The sequence below is a fragment of the Enterobacter sp. UPMP701 genome (assembly GCF_053709515.1).
The window spans coordinates 1-16500 of record NZ_JBSKJN010000024.1 but is presented as its reverse complement, the minus strand read 5'-3'; the positions used below and the strand labels follow the sequence as shown (position 1 = coordinate 16500).

The following is a 16500-nucleotide window of genomic DNA, read 5'->3' as shown; positions in this document are numbered from 1 at the left end:
CCGACCGGGTTATCTGTGAAGTGATTCACATCCGCCGTGTCGATGGAGGCGCATTATAGGGAGTTCTCCGCAGCCCGCAACCGTTAAATGACAGAAAAATGACTGACTGCTGCATTCCACAGCAAAACCCCGACTTATACCCTTTTACGCACAGACTTATCCACAATGATACGAAAAAGTGAAAATGTGCGAGCGTTGCGCAAACGTTTTCGTTAAAATGCTCGCGCTTAATAAGGATGCCCCGTCAGGTGTGTTAGATGAGTTTTTCGCAGGAAAATTCATCTAACGCTCTCTGTAATCGTGAAATCCAGGGGATTTACCATGCAACAACGTCGTCCAGTCCGCCGCGCTCTGCTCAGTGTTTCTGATAAAGCCGGTATCGTCGAATTCGCTCAGGCACTTTCCGCACGCGGTGTTGAGCTGCTTTCCACAGGCGGTACCGCTCGCCTGTTAGCAGATAAAGGTCTGCCGGTAACCGAAGTGTCCGATTACACCGGTTTCCCGGAAATGATGGATGGACGCGTCAAAACCCTGCACCCGAAAGTACACGGCGGTATTCTTGGCCGTCGCGGTCAGGACGACGCCATTATGGAACAGCATGACATCGCGCCAATCGACATGGTTGTCGTTAACCTCTACCCGTTTGCCCAGACCGTCGCCCGCGCAGGCTGTACTCTGGAAGATGCCGTAGAGAATATCGATATCGGCGGCCCGACCATGGTGCGCTCCGCGGCCAAGAACCATAAAGATGTGGCTATCGTGGTAAAAAGCAGCGACTACAATGCCATTATTAATGAGATGGATGCCAACGAAGGTTCCCTGACGCTTGAAACGCGTTTCGATCTCGCCATCAAAGCCTTCGAACACACCGCCGCCTACGACAGCATGATCGCCAACTACTTCGGTAGCCTGGTGCCGGCTTATCACGGTGAAAGCAAAGATCCTTCTGGCCGCTTCCCGCGCACCCTGAACCTGAACTTCATTAAGAAGCAGGATATGCGTTACGGCGAGAACAGCCACCAGCAGGCTGCCTTCTATATAGAAGAAGAGGTAAAAGAAGCCTCTGTTGCGACTGCACAGCAGGTTCAGGGCAAAGCGCTCTCCTATAACAACATTGCTGACACCGACGCCGCACTCGAGTGTGTGAAAGAGTTCAGCGAGCCAGCCTGCGTTATCGTCAAGCACGCCAACCCATGCGGCGTCGCGGTAAGCACCTCTATTCTGGATGCCTACGATCGCGCCTACAAAACCGACCCGACCTCTGCTTTCGGCGGCATTATCGCCTTCAACCGCGAGCTGGATGCTGAAACCGCACAGGCCATCATCTCCCGCCAGTTCGTTGAAGTGATCATCGCGCCATCCGCATCCGAAGAAGCGCTGAAAATCACCGCGGCGAAACAGAACGTGCGCGTGCTGGTCTGCGGCCAGTGGGCGGAGCGCGTGCCGGGCCTGGACTTCAAGCGCGTGAACGGCGGTCTGCTGGTTCAGGACCGCGATCTGGGTATGGTGAGCGAAGCCGACCTGCGCGTGGTAACCAAACGTCAGCCGAGCGAACAGGAACTGCGTGACGCGCTGTTCTGCTGGAAGGTCGCGAAGTTCGTCAAATCCAATGCCATCGTCTACGCCAAAGAGAACATGACCATCGGAATAGGTGCTGGCCAGATGAGCCGCGTCTACTCCGCAAAAATTGCCGGAATTAAAGCAGGCGACGAAGGGCTGGAAGTGAAAGGCTCCGCCATGGCTTCTGACGCCTTCTTCCCGTTCCGTGACGGTATCGACGCGGCAGCCGCTGTAGGGATCACCTGCGTGATCCAGCCTGGTGGCTCTATTCGCGACGATGAAGTGATTGCCGCGGCCGACGAACACGGCATTGCGATGATCTTCACCGACATGCGCCACTTCCGCCATTAATCCCCGGAGCAGAAAATGAAAGTATTAGTGATTGGTAACGGCGGGCGCGAGCACGCTCTGGCGTGGAAAGCGGCGCAGTCTCCGCTGGTTGATACCGTCTTTGTGGCACCGGGTAACGCCGGTACCGCGCTGGAACCCGCGCTGCAGAACGTGGCTATCGGCGTGACCGATATCCCGGCGCTGCTGAGCTTTGCCCAGAGCGAGAAAATCGACCTGACGATTGTGGGCCCGGAAGCGCCGCTGGTGATTGGCGTCGTCGACGCCTTCCGCGCGGCGGGCCTGAAAATCTTCGGCCCAACGGAAGGTGCCGCACAGCTGGAAGGCTCCAAAGCCTTCACCAAAGATTTCCTCGCGCGCCATAACATCCCGACGGCGGAATATCAGAACTTCACCGAAGTGGAGCCTGCTCTGGCCTGGTTACGTGAAAAAGGCGCGCCGATTGTGATCAAGGCCGACGGCCTGGCCGCCGGTAAAGGCGTGATCGTGGCGATGACGCTCGAAGAAGCGGAAGCCGCGGTTCAGGATATGCTGGCGGGCAACGCCTTTGGCGATGCAGGCCACCGCATTGTGAGCGAAGAGTTCCTCGACGGTGAAGAAGCGAGCTTCATCGTGATGGTCGACGGCGAGCACGTTCTGCCGATGGCCACCAGCCAGGACCACAAGCGCGTGGGCAACGGCGATACCGGCCCGAATACCGGCGGGATGGGCGCCTACTCCCCTGCTCCGGTAGTGACTGACGAAGTGCACCAGCGCACCATGGACCGCATCATCTGGCCTACCGTGAAAGGGATGGCGGCGGAAGGCAACACCTACACCGGTTTCCTCTATGCGGGCCTGATGATCGACAAACAGGGTAATCCGAAGGTGATTGAATTCAACTGCCGCTTCGGCGATCCGGAAACCCAGCCGATCATGCTGCGCATGAAATCTGACCTGGTGGATCTCTGCCTGGCGGCCTGCGAAGGTAAGCTGGACGAGAAAACCTCCGAGTGGGATGAGCGCGCGTCTCTGGGCGTGGTGATTGCTGCGGGTGGCTATCCGGGCAAGTACAGCACCGGAGATGAGATCCACGGCCTGCCGCTGGAAGAAATTGACGGCGCGAAGGTGTTCCATGCCGGTACGAAGCTGGCTGACGACGATCGCGTGCTTACCAACGGCGGTCGCGTGCTGTGTGCGACCGCGCTGGGCCATACCGTGGCAGAAGCGCAGAAACGCGCCTATGCGCTGATGGCGGATATTCACTGGAACGGCAGCTTTAGCCGCCAGGATATCGGTTATCGCGCGATTGCGCGGGAGCAGGGGGAATAAGGGAGGCGTCTGTTCCTCTCACCCTAACCCTCTCCCCTAAGGGGAGAGGGAACTGCTCGCGGCACAATTAGAAACTTTTCTCTGTCGGCTGCCAGGTGCAGAAATCTTCGTTCGCCACCAGCAGCAGCTGAGAGCCTTCCGGCGCTTCAAGCCACGCCACACTCACCTCCATTGATGAATGACGCTGACGGCGTTGAATGTGTTCTGTTGCCCAGGATTCGAGCTCAGGTTTGACCGTCTGCCCTTCGCAGGTCGTCACCGTCCCGTCGTTATGCCAGCGCCCCTGGCGCAGCACCACGCGTCCCAGACGCAGCGCATCGCTGGTCTGACGGATTTGTTCGGCACGATAACGGTAGAGGGCGATTTGATCGCTGGAAAGCTGCTGTTTTTGACCACTGACTTCGCGTTGCATAAAGCTCAGCTCGCCATGGTCGTCAAAACGCACCTTCACGTGTTCGGGGGTCTTGCTGTAGATGTTCAGTTCGATCAGCGACAGGTCATCTCCCTGCCAGCGATACTCCGCGGTCGACGTATTACCGCTATGCCACGGGCTGAAGGCAGAAAGCAGATGCACTTCACCGCCAGAATCTTTGCGCCAGATCCTCACCGCACCCTGGTTGTCAGCGTAACCGCTGGCCGTGAACGGTGGCAGAGAGGTGTCGTGGCTACAGGCGGATAACAGCAGCATGCCTGCCAGCGCGAGCGTTCCACGCCAGAATGACAAAAGGGGCGTTGCCGCCCCTTCGTTAAAACTGTTCACTGCCACGCGTCTTACTTAACTGCGTCTTTCAGTGCTTTACCAGAAACAAATGCCGGCACGTTAGCTGCGGCGATTTTGATTTCTTTACCGGTCTGCGGGTTGCGGCCAGTACGCTCAGCGCGGTGGTTCACTTTGAAGGTACCGAAACCAACCAGTTGTACAGCATCGCCTTCTTTCAGAGACTCAGTAATAGCAGCCAGGGTAGATTCCAGAGCAGCTTTAGCCTGCACTTTAGACAGATCAGCCTTGTCCGCAATTACATCAATCAGTTGAGTCTTGTTCATAAGTTATCCTTTCAATGTGTTTATCGCTTGCTAAGCATCGAGTGCGACGAAAATGCCAAAAAAGCACTCTCCTGCATACACGCACCGATAGCCACTTTTTTTCGCCCCCCAAATGTAGACCAGACGGGGGGCAGAAGGGAAGAGTCGAGGTGCGACAAAACAGGCGTTAAATCACGTTTTGTTGTCTCATTGGTTAAAAATTATACCAATATTGCTCTCACCGGCCTCGCGCAGGTCTGCACGCAGCCCTTTGATCAGCTCAATATCGCGTTCTTCACACTCTGCCAGCAGGCGGAAAATCTCCCACTGAATATCCCATTCCTGTTCAACGGCCGGGTTAGCGCGCAGCTCTTCGTCGGTCATTTCGCGGCCTGCCTGGGTCATTTCCAGCATCGCGACGGTGGTAATGGATGCCTTACTGACTTCAATAGCGTGCTCCAGCGTTTCACCACTCAGACGGGAGTGGATCAGCTCGCTCAACGCCACGCAGGCATCAATGGCCGGGTAGACACCGTACAGGTCGAAATCATCCGCTGCCGGGATCGCCTCTTCCAGCTTTTCCAGCTGAGAGTCGAAGTTTACCTTCGCGTCTTTCACCGTCAGCGTTTCCCAGATTAAATCCAGGATACGACGATAAATCTGGCCTTCGCCAAACTCCGTTTGCTTACAGAACGCGGCATAGTTGGGGTACATGCGCTCGCACAGGCAAGCCATAAACGTCACGTGCTGCCAGCTTTCCAGCTTCTCAAGGCGCAGATGAATCGGGTTTTGTAACATGATGATGTCTCGAATCGAAAATTAGCCGCAGTTTACCTGAATCACGGCTGAATTTCCTGCCAACGAACAAAAGCCGGGCGCGAGGAGGCAACGGCATCCGCCCAGCGCGTCGGCTCCGGTAAACGGTAGCCCTTCATGCAGCGTTGTACCCACGCCAGGGCGCTGTCCATGCTCACACGGTGCCCGGTCGCGATAAACAGCGGATTACAGCGCGCCTTGCTGCGCCAGACCCACGCTAGCTGTTCACCTTTATGGATAAGCGGCGCCAGCGCGCCCGGTTCGGCAGAGAGCGGCTCAAACGCGCCGCACAGGCGTTTTTTCGCCACGCCGATGGTCGGCACATCCACCAGGAGCCCAAAGTGGCTGGCAACGCCTAAGCGACGCGGATGAGAGATACCGTGCCCATCAACAAACAGCAGGTCAGGTTTTTGCGAGAGCTGCTCCCACGCGGCCAGCAGCGCGGGATATTCGCGGAAGGAGAGAAAGCCGGGGATGTACGGCATGGTGGTCGCGATGCGCGCCACCTTGTACTCCACCAGCTCCAGCGAAGGGTATTTCAGCACCACCATCGCCGCTCGCGTCACTTCACCGCCCTGCTCAAACCCGACGTCCGCCCCGCCTATGTACTGCGGAGGGTCCGTATCCAGACGATCCTCGCGGATCACCGATGAAGCCAGTTCGATTTGCTGAGCGCGTAGCGACGCGAGATCCATAACCACTCCTTACTTGTGATACTGGGCAGAAAGCCGATGCACCGCCTCCACAAATACGCCAGCGTGTTCTGGCAGTACATCCTGATGAATACCGTGACCGAGGTTGAAGACGTGGCCTTCGCCCTGGCCGAAACCAGACAGTATAGTCGACACTTCTTCTTCGATGCGGGCAGGCTGTGCATAGAGCATGGACGGGTCCATGTTGCCCTGGAGCGCCACTTTGTCTCCCACACGGCGGCGCGCATCGGCAATATCGGTGGTCCAGTCGAGACCCAGCGCGTCGCAGCCGGTGGCCGCCATCGCTTCCAGCCACTGACCGCCGCCTTTGGTAAACAGCGTCACCGGCACGCGACGGCCTTCGTTTTCACGCAGCAGGCCGTCGACGATTTTGTGCATGTAATACAGGGAGAACTGCTGATAATCACGTCCGGTCAGCACGCCGCCCCAGGTATCGAAAATCATCACCGACTGCGCACCGGCTTTAATCTGCGCGTTCAGATAGAGCGTGACGCTCTTCGCCAGCTTGTCGAGCAGGGCATGCAGGGCCAGCGGCTCGGCGTACATCATCTTTTTGATCACGGTAAAGGCTTTGCTGCTGCCGCCTTCCACCATGTAGGTTGCCAGCGTCCACGGGCTGCCGGAGAAGCCAATCAGCGGCACGTCGCCCTTCAGCTCGCGGCGAATGGTGCGCACGGCGTTCATCACATAGCCCAGCTCGCCTTCCGGATCGGGGATCGGCAGCTTATCCACGTCGGCTTTACTTTTGATTGGGGAGGTGAAGCGCGGACCTTCGCCGGTTTCGAAATAGAGCCCAAGGCCCATCGCATCCGGGATGGTCAGAATGTCCGAAAAGAGAATGGCGGCATCCAGCGGATAGCGGCGCAGCGGCTGAAGCGTGACTTCACAGGCCAGCTCGGCGTTTTTGCACAGCGACATAAAATCACCGGCCTGCGCGCGCGTGGCTTTGTACTCTGGCAGATAGCGTCCCGCCTGGCGCATCATCCACACCGGGGTGACATCAACGGGCTGGCGCAGCAGCGCACGCAGATAACGATCGTTCTTCAGTTCGGTCATTTTTGCAGTTCCTTAAGCGTCATGGCCTCAGTGTAACACTACTCATACTCGGCCCGACACATCGCCACGGTATCTTCTATCAGCCGACGCGCCACCGTACCCGGAGGGGGTAAAAGAGGCAAATCGTCATAACGATACCAGTTCGCCTCCAGCAGCTCTTTCTGGTCGATAACGATCTCGCCACTGTCGTATTCCGCCATAAACGCGGTCATCAGCGACATCGGGAACGGCCACGGCTGCGACGTCACGTAGCGCAGGTTTTTCACCTTGATTCCGCTCTCTTCCATCACCTCGCGCGCCACCGCCTGCTCCAGCGTTTCGCCCACTTCGACAAACCCGGCCAGCACGGTATGAATGCCGTTGCGATGACGGGTATGTTGCGCCAGCAGGATGGAATCATCCCGGCGGATAGCGACAATGATGCACGGCGCGATCTGCGGATAGTAGCGTTCGCGGCAGTGGCCACAGAGCAGCGCCCACTCGGTTTTGCTCGGGTGCATGGTGTGTCCGCAATAGCCGCAGTATTTGTGCGAGCGGTAAAACTCCGCCAGCTGCACGCCGCGCCCCGCCAGCTGGAACAGCCCTGCATCCAGATCAAGCACCTGGCGAACGGATCCCATATCCTGACGGCGAGATTGCCGGATCAACCACACCGGATCGCCCTGCCACTCACCGATCCTCAGTGCGCGCTGGCCGACAAGTTCGAAAATGTCTGCCGCACCGTAAGGGATTTCTCCACCGGGCAGCCACAACTTTTGTTCGTGGCTGACGATCCACCAACCCAGATCTGATTTTTCAATAATACGATCCATATCTATTGCACTACCTTCGCTTCACTGACATGTTGTTAGCATTGTGGTTACATTTTGGGTAAGCAGATCCAATTCTAAACTTTGCGGAGTCGACCATGTTAAACCAGCTAGAAAGCCTGACTGAGCGCGTTAGAGGAAGTAACAAACTGGTGGATCGCTGGCTACATGTGCGCAAGCATCTGCTCGTCGCGTATTACAATCTGGTCGGTATTAAGCCTGGCAAAGAATCCTTTATGCGGCTGAATGAAAAAGCGCTGGATGATTTTTGTCAGAGCCTGGTCGACTACCTTTCCGACGGTCATTTCAACCTTTATGAACGCATTATCCGCGAAATGGAAGGGACAAGTCCCTATTTAGCGGCCAGCAAACTTTGTCCGCTGCTGGAAGCCAACACCCAGCAGATTATGGACTACTACGATTCCACGCTTGAGAACGCTATCGATCACGATAACTACCTTGAGTTCCAGCAGGCGCTTTCCGATCTCGGCGAAGCGCTGGAAGAGCGATTCACGCTGGAAGATAAGCTGATCGCCCTCGTACTGGACAATGGTTTGAACATCAGCAACGAAGAGAACGTCGTGCGCCCTGCTTGAGTTCTTAATCGTTAACGAGTAATTTACAATCATTCGCCCCTCTCACGAGGGGAATTTTTCTTGTCGGAGTGCCCAGTGTGAAAGCACGGGCTGAGACCGTTAATTCGGGATCCGCGGAACCTGATCAGGCTAATACCTGCGAAGGGAACAAGAGTCACACTGCTGTTGTATCGCCCACGGGCGATCTTCTCTTGCTTCATCCGTCGTCTGACAAGCCATGTCCTTCACTTTTGGAATGAGCTATGTCTACAACAAAACTGACCCGCCGCGAACAGCGCGCCCAGGCCCAACACTTCATCGACACCCTGGAAGGCACCGCTTTCCCGAACTCGAAACGCATCTACATTTCCGGCTCGCAGGCCGATATTCGTGTGCCGATGCGCGAAATTCAGCTCAGCCCGACGCTTATCGGCGGCAGCAAAGATAACCCGCAGTATGAAGACAACGAAGCCGTGCCGGTTTACGACACCTCCGGCCCGTACGGCGACCCTTCTGTTGCTATCAACGTGCAGCAGGGTCTGGCAAAGCTTCGCCAGCCGTGGATTGATGCGCGTAACGACTGCGAAGAACTGAGCGTGCGCAGCTCGGCGTACACCAACGAGCGCCTGGCCGATGACGGTCTGGACGAGCTGCGCTTTACCGGCCTGCTGACGCCAAAACGGGCCAAAGCGGGTAAATGCGTGACCCAGCTGCACTACGCGCGCCAGGGCATCGTCACGCCGGAGATGGAATTCATCGCCATCCGCGAAAACATGGGCCGCGAGCGTATCCGCAGCGAAGTGCTGCGCTACCAGCATCCGGGTGAAGGCTTCGGCGCTCGCCTGCCGGAGAACATCACGCCGGAGTTTGTGCGTGACGAAGTGGCCGCCGGGCGCGCCATTATCCCCGCCAACATCAACCACCCGGAATCCGAGCCGATGATTATCGGCCGCAACTTCCTGGTGAAGGTCAACGCCAACATCGGTAACTCGGCGGTGACGTCATCCATCGAAGAAGAGGTGGAAAAGCTGGTCTGGTCAACGCGCTGGGGCGCGGATACGGTGATGGATCTTTCCACTGGCCGTTATATTCACGAAACCCGCGAATGGATCCTGCGTAACAGCCCGGTACCGATTGGCACCGTCCCGATTTATCAGGCGCTGGAGAAGGTCAACGGCATCGCCGAAAACCTCACCTGGGAAGCGTTCCGCGACACGCTGCTGGAGCAGGCCGAGCAGGGCGTGGACTACTTCACCATTCACGCGGGCGTGCTGCTGCGCTACGTGCCGATGACCGCGAAACGTCTGACCGGCATCGTCTCGCGTGGCGGTTCGATTATGGCGAAGTGGTGCCTGTCCCATCATCAGGAAAACTTCCTCTACGAGCACTTCCGCGAGATCTGCGAAATCTGCGCCGCTTACGACGTTTCCCTGTCGCTGGGTGACGGCCTGCGTCCTGGCTCCATCCGCGACGCTAACGACGAAGCGCAGTTTGCCGAGCTGCACACGCTGGGCGAGCTGACCAAAATCGCCTGGGAGTATGACGTGCAGGTGATGATTGAAGGTCCGGGACACGTGCCGATGCAGATGATCCGCCGCAACATGACCGAGGAGCTGGAGCACTGCCACGAAGCACCGTTCTACACCCTGGGACCGTTGACCACCGATATTGCGCCGGGCTATGACCACTTCACCTCCGGCATTGGCGCAGCGATGATCGGCTGGTTCGGCTGCGCCATGCTCTGCTACGTGACGCCGAAAGAGCACCTCGGCCTGCCAAACAAAGAGGACGTGAAGCAGGGGCTGATCACCTACAAGATTGCCGCCCACGCGGCGGATCTGGCGAAAGGCCACCCGGGCGCGCAAATTCGCGATAACGCCATGTCGAAGGCGCGCTTTGAATTCCGCTGGGAAGACCAGTTTAACCTGGCGCTCGATCCGTTCACCGCGCGCGCCTATCACGACGAGACCCTGCCGCAGGAATCGGGAAAGGTGGCGCACTTCTGCTCCATGTGCGGGCCAAAATTCTGCTCGATGAAAATCAGCCAGGAAGTGCGCGACTACGCCGCCGCGCAGACTATTGAAGTCGGCATGGCGGACATGTCAGAAACCTTCCGCGCCAAAGGCGGCGAAATCTACCTCAAAAAAGAGGAGGCGTAATGTACCAGCCTGATTTCCCCCCCGTTCCCTTCCGGCTAGGGCTCTATCCGGTCGTGGACAGCGTGGAGTGGATTGCACGCCTGCTGGAGGCTGGCGTGCGCACCCTCCAGCTGCGCGTCAAGGATAAACGCGATGAAGAGGTAGAAGCCGATGTGGTTGCAGCCATCGCGCTGGGGCGTCGTTACGATGCCCGCCTGTTTATCAACGATTACTGGCGGCTGGCCGTTAAGCACCAGGCGTACGGCGTGCATCTGGGTCAGGAGGACCTGGAGACAGCCGATTTGAACGCTATCCGCGAAGCCGGGCTACGCCTTGGCGTTTCAACGCATGACGATATGGAGATCGACATAGCGCTGGCGGCCCGCCCCTCTTACATTGCGCTCGGGCACGTGTTCCCGACGCAAACCAAGCAGATGCCGTCCGCGCCGCAGGGATTGACGCAGCTGGCGAGCCACGTCGAACGCCTTGCCGATTACCCCACCGTCGCCATCGGTGGAATCAGCCTTGAACGCGCTCCGGCGGTGCTGGAGACCGGCGTCGGCAGTATCGCCGTCGTCAGCGCCATCACTCAAGCCGCAGACTGGCAGGCCGCCACCGCGCAGCTTTTACAGCTGGCAGGAGCAGGCGATGAATGACCGCGATTTTATGCGCTATAGCCGCCAGATCCTGCTGGAAGATATCGCCATCGACGGGCAGCAAACGCTGCTCGCCAGCCGGGTGCTGATTGTCGGTCTGGGCGGGTTAGGCGCGCCCGCCGCGCTCTATCTGGCCGGTGCGGGCGTGGGCACGCTGGTACTGGCTGACGACGACGAGGTACACCTCAGCAACCTTCAGCGGCAAATTCTCTTCACGACAGAGGACATTAACCAGCCTAAAGCGCAGATCACCCGGCAGCGGCTGAACCAGCTTAATCCGGATATCGAACTGATTGCTCTGCAGGAGCGGCTCAGCGGTGAAAGCCTGCGCCGTGAAGTCGCTCTTGCCGACGCGGTGCTGGACTGCACGGACAATATGGCGACGCGTCAGGCGATCAACGCCGCCTGCGTGGCAGAAAATACGCCGCTTATCACCGCCAGCGCGGTCGGTTTCGGCGGGCAGATGATGGTCCTGACGCCGCCGTGGGCGCAGGGGTGCTATCGCTGCCTGTGGCCGGACGATGCCGAGCCAGAGCGCAACTGTCGTACGGCGGGTGTTCTTGGTCCGGTGGTGGGCGTGATGGGCACGTTGCAGGCTCTGGAGACCATCAAGCTGCTCAGCGGCATGGAAACGGAGCGCAACATGCTGCGGCTGTTCGATGCCCGTTCCAGCGGCTGGCGCCATCTGGCGCTACACCGCGCCAGCCACTGCCCGGTATGCGGAGGCCGCGATGCGCATTCTGTTTAATGATGAGCCGATGAGCTGCGACGACGGCCTCACCGTTGCCGTACTGCTCGATAAATTACGTCAGCTCAAGCCGGGAACGGCGCTGGCGCTCAATCAACAGATCCTGCCGCGCGAGCAGTGGGAACGTCAGCAGGTCAATGAAGGCGACCAGATCCTGCTGTTTCAGGTTATCGCAGGGGGCTGAGATGTTACGTATTGCCGACAAAGTCTTTGATTCACATCTGTTTACCGGAACCGGAAAATTCGCTTCCCCGCAGCTGATGGTGGATGCCATTCGTGAGAGTGGCAGCCAGCTGGTCACGCTGGCGATGAAGCGCGTGGACCTTCGCCAGCACAACGATGCCATTCTTGCCCCGTTACTGGAGGCAGGCGTTACGCTGTTGCCTAACACCTCGGGCGCGAAAACGGCCGAAGAGGCGATTTTCGCCGCACAGCTGGCGCGGGAAGCGCTCGGCACCCGCTGGCTGAAGCTGGAAATTCACCCGGACGCCCGCTGGCTACTGCCCGACCCGATCGAGACCCTGAAAGCCGCAGAAAAACTGGTACAGCAGGGGTTTACCGTCCTGCCCTATTGCGGTGCGGATCCCGTGCTGTGTAAGCGTCTGGAAGAGGTCGGCTGCGCGGCCGTCATGCCGCTGGGTGCACCCATTGGCTCCAACCAGGGACTGGAGACCCGCGCGATGCTGGAGATCATCATCGAACAAGCCACCGTGCCCGTGGTGGTGGATGCAGGCATCGGCGTACCCAGCCACGCCGCGCAGGCGCTGGAGATGGGCGCCGACGCGGTGCTGGTGAATACCGCCATTGCGGTGGCCGACGACCCGGTAATGATGGCGCGTGCGTTTCGTCTCGCCGTGGAGGCTGGCGTGCTGGCCAGAGAGTCCGGCCCCGGCTTGCGCAGTTTTCAGGCGCAGGCCACCAGCCCGCTGACCGGTTTTCTGGAGGCGCTCTGATGACCAGCTTTACGGATCGCTGGCGCGAGCTTAACTGGGACGATATTGCCCTGCGCATCAACAGCAAAACGGCAGCTGACGTTGAGCGCGCGTTGAATGCCCGTCATCTCACCCGAGAGGATCTGATGGCCCTTCTCTCCCCCGCTGCCAGTACCTACCTTGAGCCGATGGCACAACGTGCGCAGCGCCTCACCCGGCAGCGTTTTGGCAACACGGTAAGCTTCTACGTCCCGCTCTATCTCTCTAACCTGTGCGCCAACGACTGCACCTACTGTGGCTTCTCCATGAGCAACCGTATTAAGCGTAAAACGCTGGATGAACATGAAATTGTCCGCGAATGTGCGGCTATTCGTGACATGGGTTTTGAACATCTCTTACTGGTGACAGGTGAACATCAGGGCAAAGTGGGGATGGACTATTTCCGCCAGCATCTGCCGGCGATACGTCGGGAATTTGCGTCGTTACAGATGGAGGTACAGCCCCTGTCGCAGGACGAGTATGCAGAGTTAAAAACGCTCGGACTGGATGGCGTCATGGTCTATCAGGAAACCTACCACGAGGCGACGTACGCCCGGCATCACCTGAAGGGGAAGAAACAGGATTTCTTCTTCCGGCTGGAAACGCCGGACAGGCTGGGTCGCGCCGGGATTGATAAAATCGGTCTGGGTGCGCTGATCGGGCTTTCCGATAGCTGGCGGGTAGATTGCTACATGGTGGCGGAACATCTGCTGTGGTTGCAGCAGCACTACTGGCAGAGCCGCTACTCCATTTCTTTCCCCCGGCTACGCCCCTGCGCAGGAGGTATTGAACCCGCTTCATTGATGGATGAACGCCAGCTGGTGCAGACCATCTGCGCGTTTCGCCTGCTCGCCCCCGAAGTGGAATTATCGCTTTCAACACGTGAGTCTCCGGCGTTCCGCGATCGCGTCATCCCGCTGGCGATTAACAACGTCAGCGCGTTTTCCAAAACGCAGCCGGGCGGGTATGCAGACGACCATCCAGAGCTGGAGCAGTTTGCACCGCATGACGGACGACGTCCGGAAGCCGTTGCCGCCGCCCTGACGGCACAGGGTCTGCAGCCTGTCTGGAAAGACTGGGACAGCTGGCTGGGAAGAGCCTCGCAATGACGATGTAACGCACTGCAACACGGTAGAAAATTATCGAGGCGTTACGGAAAGGCGAAACCGGATGATTGTCAGCGATCGTCCGGTTTTTTATTGTCATCAGGTCAGCAACGGACGCTGACCAGGGCGAAAAGCTTCTTCCTCGTTTCGCCCTGCCTCCGATTCCGTGCATAAGAGGGGCACAAAAATATGAATAAGGCATTTCTTAGTGATTCTTAAGATAAATCATCGCGTCTGAAATCATGCGCCGTATAATTCAACGCTAACCGCAGGGCAGCGACTATGCTGAGAGGATATCGGCAGACGAAAAGCATTCACCATCAGGATCGATGTACAACTCATGGCACTTCACAGCAGAAAGCTCTCTTTTACCCGACCCATTATGCTCAGCTTCGCGGGGATCCTGTGCAGTTTTGCGCTGATCGCAGTGGTGGTGACGCTTTCGCAGAGAAAGGATTTTCTCGAGGACTATCATAAGATTAATAGTAATTTCACACATAACCTGGCGGTGAACTACACCGAATCTATCCTGCGTGAAAACGACTATATCCTGGGCCGCTCCGCGATGTACTTTGCACGCGACGACAGGCTAAACGAGACGCTCAACGTCAACCCGACGCAAGGGTTGCAGATGATGATGCATTTGCAGAACCTGATGCCGACCGTGTCATCCATTTCGCTGGCAGACACCCAGGGACATTACCTGCGCGCGCCGGAAGTCTTTCCCACAAAAGAGAGTAAAACGTTCGATCCCCGGACACGCCCGTGGTTTGTTGCCCAGGCAGAAGCCAGTATCTTCAGCCACTATACCCGCCCCTACATGGACTACTTCACCGGACATCCAACGGTTACACTGTTTAAGCCATTGATTTCACCCGAAGGCCGTCTGAAAGGCACCCTCGCTTTTCATCTCGATCTGACGTCGATGGGCTACACCCTGCGTCAGATGGTAGCGCCTGTTCAGGGCGAGTTCTTTGTCGTCGAACGTGACGGCGCCGTGGTGCTGCATCCTGATACGGGCGCGCTATTCAAACAGTACGTGAGCGAAGCGCTGATGGACAAAATGACCAGCGGCGAAGGCCACCTTTATGACCGGAAAAGCAACGCCTGGTATTACTACTACTCTTTTACTAATCCTGACTGGTTTGTTATCTACCGGGTCTCTGGCGCAACGCTCGCCGACATCACCCGCCACGAAACGACAATCGTTGGCTGGGGGTTTGTCCTGGCGGCCATTGTTATCATTCTCTTCGGCCTTTACCTGCGTCATGCCTCGCGTACCGTGTTGATGACCATTATCAACGCGATCAAAACGGGCGATGTCAGCCAGGCGCCGCGTCTGGAAGCGATGCTGAGCCACACCATCCAGTCCAATAAAGAGCGTGAAATGGCCTATGTTCGCCAGGCCACTCATGATGCGCTAACCGGCTGCAAAAACCGTCGCGCGTTCGATAGCGATGTGGAGGAATTATTAAGCGCCCACCAGCCCTTCGCGATGGCGCTGGTCGATATTGATAACTTCAAGTCGATTAACGACACGCTGGGTCACCTGACCGGCGACATTGTTCTACGCAACGTGGCGCGCGAAGGGATCCAGATAATGCAGCCGCATCAGGTCCCGGTTTACCGTTACGGTGGCGAAGAGTTCGCAATTATCTTCCGGGATGAGCAGATTGCTTCTGCATTCTCGTTGCTGGAAGCATGGCGTTCCGCCGTTGAAAAACGCGTCTGGCGTGAAGAAAACCTGCGGGTTACGTTCAGCGGAGGCCTGGGAGAATGGCATTTCGAACCGCTGGAACAATTTGTAGGTAGTGTTGATAACGCGCTCTACAGCGCTAAAAAGCAGGGAAAAAACCGTATTGTTCGCACTGACGTCGGCTGACTTTCTCTCTTCCTCGAAGAATTGTAACCGGTTTCAGAAAAATGCCGATTTCTTTGTGATGCCTGACACACAATCGTGGTAAAGCGGTTGTTGAAGCCGTCTGCACGGGATAATTATCAATAAACACATGTAGATCGAGGCTGATTATGAAGAACATCGTTTTATGCTGTGCAGCGGGAATGTCAACCAGCATGCTGGTTCAACGTATGAAAGACGCCGCGCAGAAAAAAGGGGTTGAAGTCACCATTAAAGCCGTTCCGGTTGCGGAGTTTAAAGACAATATCGCGACGGCCGACATCGTATTGCTGGGGCCACAGGTTAAATACGAGCAGGCTAAACTGCAGGCACAGGCCGAACCGCTCGGCAAAAAGGTCGCGGTGATCGACATGATGGATTACGGCATGATGAAAGGCGATGCCGTACTGGAAAAAGCGCTCAAACTGCTGGAGTCATAATGGAAGACTTAGAAACCACAATCATGGAACTGCTGGTTAACGCCGGTGCGGCGCGCAGTGCGGCCCTGACGGCGTTACAGATGGCGCGTAAAGGTGATTTTGACGAAGCTGAAAAAGCGATGGAAGAATCCCGCGAATATGTGAAGCATGCGCATACGATCCAGACGCAGCTTATCGGTCTTGACGAAGGGACCGGAAAACTGCCGGTTAACCTGATTACCGTTCACTCTCAGGACCACCTGATGAACGCGATGGTTATTCAGGATCTGGCGGGCGATATGATTGAGCTTTATCGACGCATCCCCTTAGTGAATTGAAGACATGCAGATGTAA

18 protein-coding genes and 1 riboswitch are annotated in these 16500 nt (G+C 57.3%); of the genes, 12 read left to right on the top strand and 6 right to left on the bottom strand.

Features of this window, described 5'->3' with window-relative positions; genetic code table 11:
• Positions 1–321: 321 nt before the first annotated feature.
• Together purH and purD are read left to right on the top strand one after the other, a co-directional pair.
• Positions 322–1911: a bifunctional phosphoribosylaminoimidazolecarboxamide formyltransferase/IMP cyclohydrolase gene (gene purH / locus ACWKXT_RS23820; protein ID WP_454533542.1), complete on the top strand. Its 1590-nt coding sequence runs from the start codon at positions 322–324 to the stop codon at positions 1909–1911.
• Positions 1912–1926: 15 nt separating this feature from the next.
• Positions 1927–3219, top strand: coding sequence for a phosphoribosylamine--glycine ligase (gene purD, locus ACWKXT_RS23815; RefSeq protein ID WP_454533541.1), 1293 nt, complete (start codon positions 1927–1929; stop codon positions 3217–3219).
• Between the two features lie 67 nt (positions 3220–3286).
• On the opposite strand, the gene ACWKXT_RS23810 is transcribed toward purD, so the two are convergent.
• The 6 genes from ACWKXT_RS23810 to nudC all read right to left on the bottom strand — a co-directional run bounded on the left by ACWKXT_RS23810 (position 3287) and on the right by nudC (position 7639).
• Positions 3287–3979 carry a DUF1481 domain-containing protein gene (locus ACWKXT_RS23810; protein WP_454533543.1) on the bottom strand — a complete coding sequence of 231 codons (693 nt, stop codon included), beginning with the start codon at positions 3977–3979 and terminating at the stop codon, positions 3287–3289.
• An 11-nt stretch (positions 3980–3990) separates the two neighbouring features.
• Positions 3991–4263, bottom strand: coding sequence for a nucleoid-associated protein HU-alpha (gene hupA, locus ACWKXT_RS23805; protein ID WP_002445246.1), 273 nt, complete (start codon positions 4261–4263; stop codon positions 3991–3993).
• A gap of 186 nt (positions 4264–4449) precedes the next feature.
• Entirely contained in the window at positions 4450–5040 is a 591-nt protein-coding gene (locus ACWKXT_RS23800; RefSeq protein WP_119917246.1) for a YjaG family protein, read from the bottom strand.
• 41 nt (positions 5041–5081) lie between these two features.
• A complete protein-coding gene (nfi, locus tag ACWKXT_RS23795; protein ID WP_454533540.1) occupies positions 5082–5753 on the bottom strand; it encodes a deoxyribonuclease V in 672 nt (223 codons plus the stop codon).
• A gap of 9 nt (positions 5754–5762) precedes the next feature.
• Positions 5763–6827 (bottom strand): uroporphyrinogen decarboxylase, encoded by a 1065-nt coding sequence (gene hemE / locus ACWKXT_RS23790; protein ID WP_454533539.1) that lies wholly within the window; start codon positions 6825–6827, stop codon positions 5763–5765.
• Between the two features lie 38 nt (positions 6828–6865).
• Positions 6866–7639: an NAD(+) diphosphatase gene (gene nudC, locus ACWKXT_RS23785; protein ID WP_454528275.1), complete on the bottom strand. Its 774-nt coding sequence runs from the start codon at positions 7637–7639 to the stop codon at positions 6866–6868.
• A 95-nt stretch (positions 7640–7734) separates the two neighbouring features.
• Between nudC and rsd the strand changes: the two genes are divergently transcribed.
• The 10 genes from rsd (at position 7735) to ACWKXT_RS23735 (ending at position 16484) form a co-directional block, all read left to right on the top strand.
• Positions 7735–8232 carry a sigma D regulator gene (rsd, locus tag ACWKXT_RS23780; RefSeq protein ID WP_454533538.1) on the top strand — a complete coding sequence of 166 codons (498 nt, stop codon included), beginning with the start codon at positions 7735–7737 and terminating at the stop codon, positions 8230–8232.
• Between the two features lie 54 nt (positions 8233–8286).
• A riboswitch (TPP riboswitch) is annotated at positions 8287–8396 on the top strand.
• Positions 8397–8474: 78 nt separating this feature from the next.
• Positions 8475–10370 carry a phosphomethylpyrimidine synthase ThiC gene (gene thiC, locus ACWKXT_RS23775; protein WP_454533537.1) on the top strand — a complete coding sequence of 632 codons (1896 nt, stop codon included), beginning with the start codon at positions 8475–8477 and terminating at the stop codon, positions 10368–10370.
• Positions 10370–11005, top strand: coding sequence for a thiamine phosphate synthase (gene thiE / locus ACWKXT_RS23770; RefSeq protein WP_454528272.1), 636 nt, complete (start codon positions 10370–10372; stop codon positions 11003–11005). Before thiC ends, thiE begins: the two co-directional genes overlap by 1 nt.
• The gene (locus ACWKXT_RS23765) at positions 10998–11753 is read left to right on the top strand and encodes a HesA/MoeB/ThiF family protein (protein WP_454528271.1); all 756 of its coding nucleotides are present in this window, start codon (positions 10998–11000) and stop codon (positions 11751–11753) included. Before thiE ends, ACWKXT_RS23765 begins: the two co-directional genes overlap by 8 nt.
• Positions 11737–11937, top strand: a complete 201-nt coding sequence (thiS, locus tag ACWKXT_RS23760) for a sulfur carrier protein ThiS (RefSeq protein WP_080330436.1) — start codon at positions 11737–11739, stop codon at positions 11935–11937. Before ACWKXT_RS23765 ends, thiS begins: the two co-directional genes overlap by 17 nt.
• A 1-nt stretch (position 11938) precedes the next feature.
• Complete coding sequence (thiG, locus tag ACWKXT_RS23755) at positions 11939–12706, top strand: thiazole synthase (RefSeq protein WP_454533536.1); 768 nt, start codon at positions 11939–11941, stop codon at positions 12704–12706.
• Complete coding sequence (thiH, locus tag ACWKXT_RS23750; protein ID WP_454533535.1) at positions 12706–13833, top strand: 2-iminoacetate synthase ThiH; 1128 nt, start codon at positions 12706–12708, stop codon at positions 13831–13833. The genes thiG and thiH overlap by 1 nt, the downstream gene beginning before the upstream one ends.
• A 337-nt stretch (positions 13834–14170) precedes the next feature.
• Positions 14171–15712 carry a sensor domain-containing diguanylate cyclase gene (locus tag ACWKXT_RS23745; RefSeq protein WP_454528269.1) on the top strand — a complete coding sequence of 514 codons (1542 nt, stop codon included), beginning with the start codon at positions 14171–14173 and terminating at the stop codon, positions 15710–15712.
• Positions 15713–15858: 146 nt separating this feature from the next.
• Positions 15859–16167: a PTS sugar transporter subunit IIB gene (locus tag ACWKXT_RS23740; protein WP_023334100.1), complete on the top strand. Its 309-nt coding sequence runs from the start codon at positions 15859–15861 to the stop codon at positions 16165–16167.
• Positions 16167–16484 carry a PTS lactose/cellobiose transporter subunit IIA gene (locus ACWKXT_RS23735; protein ID WP_003862327.1) on the top strand — a complete coding sequence of 106 codons (318 nt, stop codon included), beginning with the start codon at positions 16167–16169 and terminating at the stop codon, positions 16482–16484. Before ACWKXT_RS23740 ends, ACWKXT_RS23735 begins: the two co-directional genes overlap by 1 nt.
• Positions 16485–16500: the final 16 nt, after the last annotated feature.